The 12,091-nt window shown below is 60.2% G+C and carries 12 protein-coding genes; 8 read left to right on the top strand and 4 right to left on the bottom strand.

Annotated elements, in window-relative coordinates; genetic code table 11:
* Nucleotides 1–65: 65 nt before the first annotated feature.
* From blaOXA to blrA, 3 genes are all read right to left on the bottom strand, one after another.
* Nucleotides 66–860: an OXA-12 family class D beta-lactamase gene (blaOXA, locus tag BN4575_RS17410; protein WP_068979150.1), complete on the bottom strand. Its 795-nt coding sequence runs from the start codon at nucleotides 858–860 to the stop codon at nucleotides 66–68.
* A gap of 96 nt (nucleotides 861–956) precedes the next feature.
* Complete coding sequence (gene blrB, locus BN4575_RS17405) at nucleotides 957–2,378, bottom strand: beta-lactam sensor histidine kinase BlrB (protein WP_068979149.1); 1,422 nt, start codon at nucleotides 2,376–2,378, stop codon at nucleotides 957–959.
* Nucleotides 2,375–3,049, bottom strand: coding sequence for a beta-lactam response regulator transcription factor BlrA (blrA, locus tag BN4575_RS17400; RefSeq protein ID WP_033138557.1), 675 nt, complete (start codon nucleotides 3,047–3,049; stop codon nucleotides 2,375–2,377). The genes blrB and blrA overlap by 4 nt, the downstream gene beginning before the upstream one ends.
* 122 nt (nucleotides 3,050–3,171) lie before the next feature.
* Here blrA and BN4575_RS17395 point away from each other — a divergent pair, with 122 nt between their 5' ends.
* Both BN4575_RS17395 and glmS read left to right on the top strand, forming a co-directional pair.
* Complete coding sequence (locus BN4575_RS17395; protein WP_068979148.1) at nucleotides 3,172–3,945, top strand: DeoR/GlpR family DNA-binding transcription regulator; 774 nt, start codon at nucleotides 3,172–3,174, stop codon at nucleotides 3,943–3,945.
* Nucleotides 3,946–3,999: 54 nt separating this feature from the next.
* Nucleotides 4,000–5,832 (top strand): glutamine--fructose-6-phosphate transaminase (isomerizing), encoded by a 1,833-nt coding sequence (gene glmS / locus BN4575_RS17390; protein WP_068979147.1) that lies wholly within the window; start codon nucleotides 4,000–4,002, stop codon nucleotides 5,830–5,832.
* 73 nt (nucleotides 5,833–5,905) lie between these two features.
* Here the strand turns inward: glmS and BN4575_RS17385 are convergent, their stop codons facing one another.
* Nucleotides 5,906–6,682: a helix-turn-helix transcriptional regulator gene (locus tag BN4575_RS17385; protein ID WP_042021995.1), complete on the bottom strand. Its 777-nt coding sequence runs from the start codon at nucleotides 6,680–6,682 to the stop codon at nucleotides 5,906–5,908.
* A gap of 209 nt (nucleotides 6,683–6,891) precedes the next feature.
* Here BN4575_RS17385 and BN4575_RS17380 point away from each other — a divergent pair, with 209 nt between their 5' ends.
* The 6 genes from BN4575_RS17380 to BN4575_RS17355 are packed head-to-tail and all read left to right on the top strand — an operon-like array spanning nucleotide 6,892 to nucleotide 11,719.
* Entirely contained in the window at nucleotides 6,892–7,653 is a 762-nt protein-coding gene (locus BN4575_RS17380) for a DUF3450 domain-containing protein (protein ID WP_068979146.1), read from the top strand.
* The gene (locus tag BN4575_RS17375; RefSeq protein ID WP_068979145.1) at nucleotides 7,650–8,954 is read left to right on the top strand and encodes a MotA/TolQ/ExbB proton channel family protein; all 1,305 of its coding nucleotides are present in this window, start codon (nucleotides 7,650–7,652) and stop codon (nucleotides 8,952–8,954) included. The genes BN4575_RS17380 and BN4575_RS17375 overlap by 4 nt, the downstream gene beginning before the upstream one ends.
* Nucleotides 8,951–9,481 carry a MotA/TolQ/ExbB proton channel family protein gene (locus BN4575_RS17370; protein ID WP_042022002.1) on the top strand — a complete coding sequence of 177 codons (531 nt, stop codon included), beginning with the start codon at nucleotides 8,951–8,953 and terminating at the stop codon, nucleotides 9,479–9,481. Before BN4575_RS17375 ends, BN4575_RS17370 begins: the two co-directional genes overlap by 4 nt.
* A complete protein-coding gene (locus BN4575_RS17365; protein WP_005339369.1) occupies nucleotides 9,478–9,879 on the top strand; it encodes an ExbD/TolR family protein in 402 nt (133 codons plus the stop codon). Before BN4575_RS17370 ends, BN4575_RS17365 begins: the two co-directional genes overlap by 4 nt.
* On the top strand, nucleotides 9,876–10,538 hold the full coding sequence (locus BN4575_RS17360) for an energy transducer TonB (RefSeq protein ID WP_068979144.1): 663 nt from the start codon (nucleotides 9,876–9,878) through the stop codon (nucleotides 10,536–10,538). The genes BN4575_RS17365 and BN4575_RS17360 overlap by 4 nt, the downstream gene beginning before the upstream one ends.
* 2 nt (nucleotides 10,539–10,540) lie before the next feature.
* A complete protein-coding gene (locus BN4575_RS17355; protein WP_068979143.1) occupies nucleotides 10,541–11,719 on the top strand; it encodes a hypothetical protein in 1,179 nt (392 codons plus the stop codon).
* The last annotated feature ends 372 nt before the right edge of the window (nucleotides 11,720–12,091 follow it).

Genomic DNA, 12,091 nt, shown 5'->3' with positions numbered 1-12,091 from the left:
GGGCTTGTGTGAAGTGGTGGTGAAGGGGGATAAAAAAACCGGCATTGCGCCGGTTTCTGGGGGAATTACAGGGTTTTCAATTTTCCGGGCAAGGCGGCCAGCACCTCTTCTTTCGCCTTGAGGGAGGCGAACTGCTTGCCGGGTTTCTGCACCACGGTATGGACGAAGATCAGCTGCTTGCCCGGTTTGCTGGCCCAGCCGACGAACCAGCCGATCTGCTGATCGCGGTTGAGGCTGCCATCCAGCTTCTTCGGGTAGCCCATGCCGGTCTTGCCGTGGATCTGCCAGCCGTCGATCTCGTTCACCTTGAGGATATTGGCGGTGTACTGCAGGGTTTGCGCCGAGACCGGCAGCTTGCCACTGAGCATCTTGCCGAGGAAGCGGGCCTGCTCCTCCGGGCTGATGGCGAGGCTGGAGCTGAGCCAGGCCTGGGTCAGGCCGTCATGCTTGCCCGGATTGCCGGAAAGATCCCGGTTGCCGTAGTCGAAACGGTCGACGTATTGCTGGAAGCGCTCCATCCCCAGCCATTCGGTGATCTGTTGGGAGAACCAGACCACCGAGTAGGTTTCCCAGCGGCGCGGGGTGGTGGTTTCACGCCAGGCGGGCAGCCAGCCGTCATAGCTCGGTTTGTAAGGCAGTGCCGGATGTTCTTCATCCACCAGAAAACCGCTGTCGTAACCCATCAGCGCCAACGGGATCTTGAAGGTGGACGCGGGCGGCAGCTGGCTGGAGCAATCCCCTTCGCTGGAGAGGGTCTGGCCGTTGCCGTCAGCATAGAGAAAGCAGCTGCGAGCGGCGGAGGCTGGCAGGGCTACGAGCAGACCGGTGGCCAGCAGGCTGGAGAGAAGCAGGCGGGACATAGCATTTCCTTGAGCAAATGGATGAGGCTAATCAATAAGATAAGGCGGCAGTTTAACGCCGCTTTGTGTGGGGAATGTGAAGTTGCGGGGAGGTGACTAGGTGAACGGCAGCCAGAGTTCCGCCAGCGCGCCCCCTTCCGGCCGGTTGCTCAGGGTCAGGCGGCCACCATGCTGGTGGGCCACTTCATGGGCAAAACTGAGCCCCAGACCGCTGCTCTTGCCCTTGTCCGGGCGCGGCAACGAGTAGAAGCGCTCGAAGATCCGTGGCAAGGCGTAGTCGGGAATACCGGGGCCGCTGTCGGTGACCCGAAAACAGTAACCCTCTTCTTGCAGGCTGCCGCTCAGGGTGACCTGCCCGTTGGCGGGAGAGAAGTCGATGGCGTTGTCCAGCAGGTTGCCGATGGCCTGCTCCACCAGCAGCGGATCCCACTTCTGTTTTGGCGCGCTGGCCAGTTCGGCCACCAACTCGACCTGGCGGCGCTGGGCGATGATCTGGCGAGCATCGAGGGTGCGCTTGCCCAGTTTTGCCGGTTCCACCGACTGGCGATCCAACCCCTGCCCCGACTCCAGTCGTGCCAGTTGCAGCATTCGCTCGATCAGCTGCTGCATGCGGGCGGTTTCCAGATTGATGTTGCCGATAAACCGTTTGGCGACCTCGGGGGGCGGCGTTTCGGCCAAAATCTCCCCTGCCCCGCGAATGGCGGCGAGCGGGCTCTTCAGCTCGTGGGTCAGGCTGTGGACGTAGTCCTCGATGTAGCTTTTGCCATCAAGCTGGTGGCGCATGGTCTCCAGCGAGCGGCCGAGCCGATCCAGCTCGACGGTGTGTAGCCGTGGCAGCGGTGCCGCCTCCCCCTTGCTGACCGAGTCGGCGTAGTGCACCAGCTTGCCGATAGATCGGTTTAGCCACCACACCAGCAGGCTGCCGATCAGCAGCGAGATGAGCAGCATCTGGCCACCGGCCCGCAGCAGCTCCTGCTCCCCCCGCTCGATGGCGGGCATCAGGGTGCGGTTGGGCTTGGCGACGGTGAGGGAGCCGATGATTTGGGCCCCTTCCCGCAGCGGCGCCGCCACATACATGGTCGAACTGGCGGCATCGTCGGGATCGGTGCGGGTGCTGCGGGCGCCATACTGGCCGCGCAGGGTGCGGTAGACATCGTTCCAGCGCGAGTAATCCTTGCCCAGATCCGTGCCGTCGGAGTCGTAAATCACCATGCCCTGCCGGTCAGTGACATAGATGCGGTACTCCGCTTGCTGCTTGAGATGGCCATCGATCATCGCATTGATGGGATTCTGGTTGAGGCGGGCGAAGGCGCTGGCCAACCGCCCGTTCATCATATTGCCCTCTTGCAGATCATCCAGCGCCAGCGGCGCCAGCAGCTGGGTCATGTCGACAAGAGTATCCTCGGTGGCGCTGCGCACCCCGGGTTTGATCTCCTCGACGAAGATCTCCAGCACGAACCAGGCGGCCAGCGCGAAGATCAGCAGCAGGCCGCACAGCAGTTGCAGCCCGAGTCTCATGCCAGCTCCAGGCTGTAGCCCAGTCCACGATGGGTGAGGATCAGATTGGCCTCGGGATCATGCTCGCGCAGCTTGGCGCGGATGGTCTTGATATGAGTATCGACGGTGCGATCCAGACTCTCCTCCGCATCCTGCCACACCAGATCCATCAGCTGCTGGCGGGAGTAGACCCGCCCCGGTGCCTGCATCAGGGTCTTGAGCAGCAGATATTCGTAACGGGTGAGGGCCAGTGGCTGGCCGCGAAAATGGATGCGGGCCCGCTCCTCATCCAGCACCAGCAGGGCGCTGGGTTGGGGGGCGACGGGTTGGCTGCGGCGCAGGATGACCCGCACCCGGGCACACACTTCCCGTGGCGAGAAGGGTTTGGCCACATAGTCATCGGCCCCTATCTCCAGCCCGATCAGCCGGTCTATCTCCTCGCTGCGGGCGGTGAGGAACATCAGGGGAATATCGGTCAGCGCCCTCACCTGCTTGCATAGTTCGAAGCCGCTGATGTCGGGCAGCCCCACATCGAGGATCAGGAAGTCGGGTCGCGTCTGTTCCAGTCGTGTCAGCAGTTGTTGGCCCAGCATGAACCACTCCACCTCAAACCCGTCGGTTTGCAGGGCGTAAATCAGGGTGTCGGCGATGCTGGCCTCATCCTCCACCAGCCAGATGACTCTCTTTTGCATGGCATCCTCGTCGCAAATTGGCCCCCCATTCTGGCATCGAACCAAATCGGATCCTATTTGCTGTTTTATTTTTCCGAAAAAGAGGCTAATATTTCGATGCTCTTTCGAATCGAAACTTAAAAATGACCAAACGTAATACTCAACAACGCCGCCACACCATAGTGACCCTGGTACAAGAGCAGGGTGAAGTGAGTGTCGACGCCCTCGCCAAACACTTTGCTACCTCTGAAGTGACCATCCGTAAAGATTTGGCGGTACTGGAGACCGGCGGCCTGCTGCTGCGCCGTTACGGTGGCGCGGTCCCTCTGCCGAGCGAGATGGTGGTCGAGGCCAATCCCGAACAAGTTTCGAACCGAAAGTTAGCCATTACCCGAGCTGCAGCCGAGCGGATCCGCGATCACAATCGCATCATCATCGACAGCGGCAGCACTACCAGCGCCATGATCCCCATGCTGGGCAACAAGCGCGGCCTCATCGTGATGACCAACTCCCTCAATGTGGCCGGTGCCCTGCGCGAGCTGGAAAATGAGCCTACCCTGTTAATGACCGGTGGCACTTGGGACCCTCACTCCGAATCCTTTCAGGGTCAGGTGGCGGAACAGGTGCTGCGATCTTACGACTTCGACCAGCTCTTTATCGGTGCCGATGGCATCGACCCGGAGCGTGGCACCACTACCTTTAACGAGCTGGTGGGCCTGTCGCGGGTGATGGCCGAGGTGTCGCGGGAGGTGATTGTGATGGTCGAGTCGGAAAAGATCGGCCGCAAGATCCCCAATCTCGAACTGCCCTGGTCCAGCATTCAGACCGTCATCACCGATGATGGTTTGGCCAGCGAAGCCAGAGAACATATTCAGGCTCAGGGCATCCAGCTTATCTGTGCCCCGCTTACCTGCTGATACAGAGCACGGAACATAACCGAATCAACGTTTTTGCATCTCAAGGAGAAGTGTATGTGTGGCATCGTCGGGGCTGTAGCCCAACGTGATGTGGCTGAAATTCTGGTAGAGGGCCTGCGCCGTCTGGAGTACCGCGGTTATGACTCCGCCGGTGTGGCGGTGTTCAGCGCCAACCAGCCGCTGCAGCGGGTTCGCCGTCTGGGCAAGGTGGCCGAGCTGGCCAAGGCGCTCGACGAGCAGTCCGTCCACGGTGGCACCGGTATTGCCCATACCCGCTGGGCGACCCATGGCGAACCCTCCGAGCGCAACGCCCACCCCCACGTCTCCGACCATATCGTGGTGGTGCACAACGGCATCATCGAGAACCACGAAGAGCTGCGGGCCGAGCTGCAAGGGTTGGGTTATGTGTTCAGCTCCGACACCGACACCGAGGTGATTGCCCACCTGGTGCATCACGAGCTGAAGAGCGCCCCCAGCCTGCTGGTGGCCATGCAGATTGCGGTGAAGCAGCTGCGCGGTGCCTACGGTACAGTCGTGATGGACAGCCGCGACGACAGCCGCGTTGTGGTTGCCCGCTCCGGTTCACCGCTGGTGATTGGCCGTGGCATCGGCGAGAACTTTATCGCCTCCGATCAGATGGCGCTGCTGCCGGTGACCCGCCGTTTCATCTTCCTGGAAGAGGGTGATGTGGCCGAGGTGACCCGTCGCGATGTACACATCTTCGATACCAACGGCAACGCCGTGGTGCGCGAAGAGCAGGAGTCCGAGCTCTCCCACGATGCTGGTGACAAGGGCGAATACCGCCACTACATGCTCAAAGAGATCTATGAGCAGCCCAAGGCGATCACCAATACCCTGGAAGGGCGTCTGGGCAGCGATCACGTGGTGGTCGAATCCTTCGGCAACGGTGCCCGCGCCATCTTCGACAAGGTCGAGCACGTGCAGATCGTCGCCTGTGGTACCTCTTACAACTCCGGCATGGTGGCCCGCTACTGGTTCGAAGAGATCGCTGGCGTCTCCTGCGATGTGGAGATCGCCTCCGAGTTCCGCTACCGCAAATCCGTGGTGCGTCCCAACAGCCTGCTGGTGACTCTTTCCCAGAGTGGCGAGACCGCCGATACTCTGGCGGCACTGCGTCTGGCCAAGGAGTCCGGTTACATGAGCTCGCTGGCCATCTGCAACGTGCCGGGCTCCTCGCTGGTGCGTGAATCGGATCTGGCCTTTATGACCCGTGCCGGTGCCGAAATCGGCGTAGCCTCCACCAAGGCGTTCACCACCCAGCTGGCTGGCCTGCTGATGCTGGTGGCCTCGGTCGGTCACTGCCGTGGTCACCTGAGTGCGGCTGCCGAAGCCGAGCTGGTCAAGGCACTGCAAGCCCTGCCATTGCGTATTAAAGAGAGCCTGGCGCTGGCCAAGGATATCGAAACCCTGGCCGAAGAGTTTGCCGACAAGCAGCACAGCCTGTTCCTCGGCCGTGGCAGCCAGTACCCCATCGCCATGGAGGGGGCGCTCAAGCTCAAAGAGATCTCCTATATCCACGCCGAAGCTTACGCGGCTGGCGAGCTGAAGCACGGCCCGCTGGCGCTGATCGATGCCGAGATGCCCATCATTGTGGTGGCGCCGAACAACGATCTGCTGGAGAAGCTCAAGTCCAACGTGGAAGAGGTGCGCGCCCGTGGCGGTATCCTCTACGTGTTCGCCGATGCCGATACCGGCTTCAAGAGCGACGAGACCATGCGGGTCATGAACCTCAACCATGTGGAAGAGGTGATCGCCCCCATCGTCTATACCGTGCCGCTGCAGCTGCTCTCCTACCACGTTGCCCTGATCAAGGGGACTGACGTCGACCAGCCGCGCAATCTGGCAAAATCGGTGACCGTTGAGTAAGTCACTATCTGATAAGTAACTTTCTGAAATGAAAAAGAGCCGCAATTGCGGCTCTTTTTGTTTCGGCTGAGGGTTACGACAGCCGCAGGTTGGTGATGGTTACCTCGTCGAGGGAGGGCACTATGATGCCGCTGGTGATCCCTTTGGCGATGGCCTGACTGCGGTTTTTCGAGTCGGTCTTGTTGGTCACCTGGGTCAGGTGAAAGTTGACCGTCCGCTCACTGATACCGAGGATGGTGGCGATCTCCCAGGAGGTCTTGCCCTCACTGGCCCAGAACAGGCACTCCTTCTCCCGATCCGACAGTTCGGTCAGGTATTTCATCATATCCGGTCTGCTTTTGATCAGTTGCAGCGCGGAGTTGAAGATGTAGCTGGCGCAAAACGACAGCAGCGGGACATTTTCAAACATCAGGTCGGAGTTGGATTTGTCCTTGGTGATGAATGACAGGATGCCGTGCTCCCCCTGCGGGGTGTGCAGCGGAAAGGAGACGCCATTGCGCACTCCGAAATCGGCCGCCAGATTCATCACGTCGCGGCTGGCGCTGGGTAGCCAGGGTGAGTCGCAGTCGAGCTTGTTCCAGAAGATCGGCTGGGTCTGTTTCAGCCCCAGATAGACCACTGGATCCTGAGTCAGATACTGATTCTCGCTGTAGGCGTCAAACCAAGCCACCGGGCAGTTATTGAACAGCGCTACATGGGATTTCTGCATGCTGATGGGAAAAATAATCAGCAGACGAAAGTAATCAAAGCCCATTTGATGACTGAAGCCTTCCAGCAGCTGTTGGATATCGCTGGTTTTAGTTGCCTTGGTGAACTTGTCTATATGTTCCCAGATCGCATCGTTGAGCATTACTTTCTCCTTTTTCGATCTCTATCACACTGATCGAAAAGATTTTTCTCGTTATTTATATTTGTGTGGTGGCTATTGGCGCCACTTATTCCGTGCCTGCTTAAAAATTATCCTGTTTTTGTGCATAAAGGCCAAGGAAATCCTCTCGTTGCCAGTCTGCGCTGCATTTGAGATAATGATAATAGTTATCATTAATAAGATGCGTTTCAATGAACAATTTATGGGGTGTGGCTCTGCTGCCACTGTTAGTCCACTTTGCTGCCATCGGGGATGAGCTGGTTGCTCCCGCTCTTAACAACAGCATAGCTGCCGGGAAAGCCTCCCAGCAGCGGGTGGAAAAAGCCGCCGATGCCGCCGTTGCCGCACGACTGGAGCTGCAAAATGCCCAGCTGCAACTGCGCGACCTCGACGCCTACAACCGCTACATGCAATCTCTGGTGGCCGATCAGCAAAATGAGCTGGGCAAATTGAGTCAGCAGTTGGAAGCGGTGCAAGAGACCCGTCAGGGCTTGATCCCGCTGATGCTGCAAATGCAGGCAGAATTGGAACAGCTGGTGCAAAACGACATCCCGCTGCGCCGGGAAGATCGCTTGGCGCGGGTTGAACAGTTGAACGCGACGCTGGCCCGCGCGGACGTGAGCGAGGCTGAGAAATTCCGTCAGTTGCTGCAGGCCTATCAGATCGAGGCCGAATATGGCAGCCGGATGGACAGCTATTCCGCCGAGCTGGAGCTGGATGGTGCCCCGCGTCGGGTCGATGTGCTGGCGCTGGGTCGTGTCTCCCTGTTGGCGATGACCGCCGATCGCAGTCAGGCATGGCGCTGGTCTACCGAGGCGAAGCAGTGGCAAGCCCTCGACAGCCAGTGGCTCTCCCCCATCGCCGAGGCGATGGATGTGGCCGCCGACAAGAAAGTTCCCCAGTTGCTCAATGTCCCCCTCTCTGTCAGCCGCAGTCAGGAGGCCCAATCATGAGAGTCACCATGAAGTGGTTCCCCCTCCTTATTGCCCTCTCCTGCGGTGTCAACGCCGCTGTCGCCGATGAGTGGCAGCAGCAGGAACAGGCTCGCGAACAGCAGGCTCAGCAAGATTTGGCGACCGTTGCCAAGGAGCTCGGCACTGCCCGCGCCAGACTGGCCGAGGCCCAGCGCCTGAGCAAGGAGCTGGCCGGCAAGTTCGCCAGCAACGAGAAGCAGCTGGTCGAGCTCAACGCCCGGTGGGAGCAAGCCTCCGGCGACATGAACGAGATCTTCGCGGTCACCCGTCAGGGTGCCAGCGATGCAGTCAAGCTGCTGAGCGAATCCGCCGTCGAGGGCCAGTACCCGGAGCGTCTCGCCCCGCTGAAAGCCATGGCACAGGATAAACAGGTGCCGGATCGCGCCGCCCTCGCCCTGCTGCCCGCCACCCTGCTGCAAGAGATCCGTGAATCTGGCCGGATTGCCCAGTTCAACGGCAAGGTGCTCGATGCCCAGGGGGCTGCCAGCGAGCAGGCGCTGACCCGGGTTGGCAGTTTTGCCCTGCTGGGGAGCGACGGCTTCCTGCAGCCGACCGCCGAAGGTTTGAGCCCGGTACTAGGTCTGTCCGGCGGCGTGCTCTCTGCAGTCGCGGCGTATCAGGGTCAGGAAGGGGAAGCGCTGCCGCTGGATCCTGCTCATGGCACTCTGCTGGCGATGCTGGCACAGGCGCCCACCTTCTGGCAGCAGGTACAACAAGGTGGTCAGGTTGGCGCCATTATCGTGCTGCTGGCTGCCATCGGTTTAGGCATTGCTGCGGTACGACTGTGGAGCCTCTCCCGTGAACTGTCGCGAGTGCGTCGCCAGCTCAAGAGCGGCGAATATCATGCCGACAACGCCCTCGGTCGGGTGCTGACGGTGGCGGACAAGCACCCCGAGCTGAGCATGGAGACCCTCGAGCTGCGTCTTGATGAGGCGATCCTGCAGGAGACCCCTCGCATGGAGCGTGGCATCGGCATGGTCAAGGTGATCGCTGCCATCGCCCCCATGCTGGGTCTGCTCGGTACAGTGACCGGGATGATCGGCACCTTCCAGGCCATCACCCAGTTTGGTACCGGCGATCCCAAGATCATGGCGGGCGGCATCTCCATGGCGCTGGTCACCACTGTACAGGGTCTGGTAGCGGCCATTCCGCTGATCCTGGCCCACAGCCTACTGCAGTCCCGCTTCACCGAGCTCTCCAATGTGCTGGAGCAGCAGGTGGCCGGCATTCTGGCCGAGCGTGCCGAGCGCAATAACGGCGGGATGGAGCGAGCAGCATGATGCTCGACATCTGGCAGCAGCTGCAGAGCTTCATGGGCCGTGGCGGCCCGGTGCTCTGGGTCATTCTGGCTCTGCTGGTGCTGATGTGGATTTTGATGATCGAGCGGCTGCTCTACCTCAATCTGGGTTTCGGCCCCTTGCAGCAACAGCTGCTCGGCCGCTGGCAGGCTCGCGGCGAGCGCCATAGCTGGCACGCCCGGGCGATCCGCAGTCGCTGGCTGGCGCAGGCGGAGCTGGAACTGAACCGTCATCTGATCTTCATCCGCACCCTGGTGGTGCTCTGTCCCATGCTGGGGTTGCTGGGCACTGTGACCGGCATGATCGGCGTATTCGATGCGTTGGCCGCGGCCAACCGCTTTAACCCGGAGAGCATGGCGGGCGGGATCTCCCGCGCCACTATCCCCACCATGGCAGGCATGGTGGTGGCGCTCTCCGGCGTGTTGTTACTCAGTCGGCTCGAGAGTCAGGCCAAGCGTGCGCTGGCCAAGACCCGGGACGGCCTGCGAGAAGAGAAGGTAATGCAATGAGACGGCAATCCAAACGCCAGCGTGACGAAGTGCAGATCGACATGACCCCCATGCTGGATATCGTGTTCATCATGCTGATCTTCTTTATTGTCACCACCTCCTTCGTGCGCGAAGCCGGGCTTGAGGTACACAGACCTCAGGCCAGTCAGGCCAAGGCGCAGAAATCTTCCAGCATCATGCTGGCGATCGGGGCTCAGGGTCAGATCTTCCTCGACCGCAAGCAGATCGATGTGGAGCGGGTGCAGGCCACCATTGCCCGTCTGCTGGCGGAGCAACCCGATGCCAGTCTGGTGATCCAGGCCGACGAGCGGGTGCCCCACGGCAAGGTGGTGCGGGTGATGGATGAGGCCAAGGCGGCGGGTATCGCCAATATCGCCGTGGCGGTGGCGCCGAAATGAAATACAAGCTGATGAGCCTGGGGCTGGGGATTGCCCTCAGTCTGGGCATCCTGCTGTTTATGGCCACGCTGGTTGAACCGCCCCGGGGCGAGAAGGTGGCGAGCGAACAGAAGCCCATCGTCATCAATATGCAGAACGAGGTGACCGAGGTGCAGGTGCGCGAGCGTCCGGTGCCGCAGGAGCCTGAACCTCTGCCAGAGCCTCCCGCGGCATTGGCCTCGACACCGCTGCCGATGCCTGCCGCGGCTCCCTTGGCGGCCGTTGAGCCGAGTCTGGATCTGGTTTCCAGCCTCAGCGCGGTGCAGGTCTATGCCCCCGGTGTGGCGACCAGTACCGCACCGGTATTGAGTGGCAACTACCACGGTCAGCAGCAGGGAACTGGCATTGGCGTTGGTGACATGCTGATGCCGTTGCAACGGATCGAGCCGGTTTACCCCTATCGTGCCCAGCAGGCGGGGATCGAAGGCGCCGTGACCCTGCGCTTCAGCGTAGATGCGGAAGGACGAGTACAGGATGTAGAGGTCGTTGAGGCCAAGCCCAAGCGTCAGTTCGAGCGGGCAGCCATTCAGGCGATCAACAAGTGGCGCTATCAGCCAAGGCCGGGCGCCAGCGACAAGCTGGTGCAGGTCATCACGCTCAAATTCAAACTGGAGTCATAACAATGTTGCGGATCTGGATCTGTCTGCTGGCCCTGGTCAGCCAAGCCTGTCTGGCGATGGAGGTTAGCCCTCACTTCTCTCGCCAGCTTGAACCCGTGATGAAGCTCTATCAGTCCGGCCAGTGGCAACAGGCCCAGAGCAAGGCGTCCGGTCTCAAGCCAAATAGCGATGCCGAGCGTGCCTGGCTGGCCCAGCTGCAAGCCTCGCTGGCGGCCAATCTGCAACAGACTGCTCAGGCGAGCCGTTACGTCGAACAAGCCCTTGCCTATAAAGAGTGGCCCGAGCAGCAACAGCTTCAGCTGCTGCGACTGCGCGGCGATATTCAGGCCCAGCAATCCAACTGGTCCGGTGCCATCGCCAGTTACAAGGCGGCGCTGGCGCTCAAGCAAGACGATGCGTTGCGCCTGCGTCTGGCCGGCCTCTATTACCACAACAAGCAGTACGGTGATGCCTCCAGCCAGAGCGAACAGTTGTTGAAGAAGGGTTGGCAGAAGCAGGCCGCCATTATTCGTCTCTCCGCCCTCACCGCTCAGCAACGTTATGGCGTGGCAGCGGATCAGGCGGCCGAGCTGATCCGTCACGAGCCGACAGAGAGCAAATGGTGGCAACAGGCGGTATCGCTCAACCTCTCCGCCAAGCGCGGCGATCAGGCGCTGGCATTGCTGCAGACCGCCATCGACAGAAAAGTGATGGATGATGGGTCAGCTCGCAATCAACTGATCCGCCTCTATGCCTGGCAAGGGCTGCCTTATCGTGGTGCCCGTTTGCTGGAAGCGGCCATGACCAAGGGACAGATGAAGCAAAGTGCTGAAAACCGCCAACTGCTGGCCCAATTGTGGGAAGGTGCCCGGGAGTGGTCACAAGCGGTCGATAGCTGGCAATTACTGGCAAACCAGCACGGTCAGCCCAAAGCCGCCATGCGCGCCGCTGAACTGCTGCTGCAACAGGGCAAGACAGATGCCGCCATGACCCAGCTTGCTGCCATCAAGTCGGTAAAAGGCGAGCAAGGCAATCGCGCCAAAGCATTGCTGGTGCAGGCACACCTTAATAAGGAGCAGTATGCCCAGGCGCTGGAGCTGGCCCGTGAGCTGCAGCAACAGGATAACTGGCAACAGAAGGCAACCAGCTGGGTCAACTATATCCGGGCACAAAGCGAAGAGTTGAGCAAAAAAGCGGCGTAAAAGAGGTGCCAAGAGGCTATTTTGGGGTGTTCAGTTCGCTTTTTCAGCAAACGAATGCATTTCTGCAAAAAGCCCTTGTCATCCCGGCGTGGCTCCCTATAATGCGCCCCTACCAGCACGGCGGAACACGCCGGACTGATGAGCTAGCTTCTTAATGAAGTGGGCGCCGAAAGAAAAGCGAAAACAATCGCTTGACTCTCGAAGTGAGAAGCGTATTATACGCCTCCTCAGCGCGACAAGCGCAACGCTCTTTAACAATTTGAATCAAGCAATCTGTGTGGGCACTCACAGCATCGAGCATCAAAATTAATTTTTGATTTTCAATGTCTGGTGAAGTGACCAAGACGATTTCTTAGCAATAAGAAGTCGAAC

Origin of the sequence: Aeromonas sp. EERV15, from assembly GCF_900079845.1 — a bacterium.
GTDB lineage: Bacteria > Pseudomonadota > Gammaproteobacteria > Enterobacterales > Aeromonadaceae > Aeromonas > Aeromonas sobria.
This window is presented reverse-complemented; position numbering and strand designations above follow the sequence as displayed.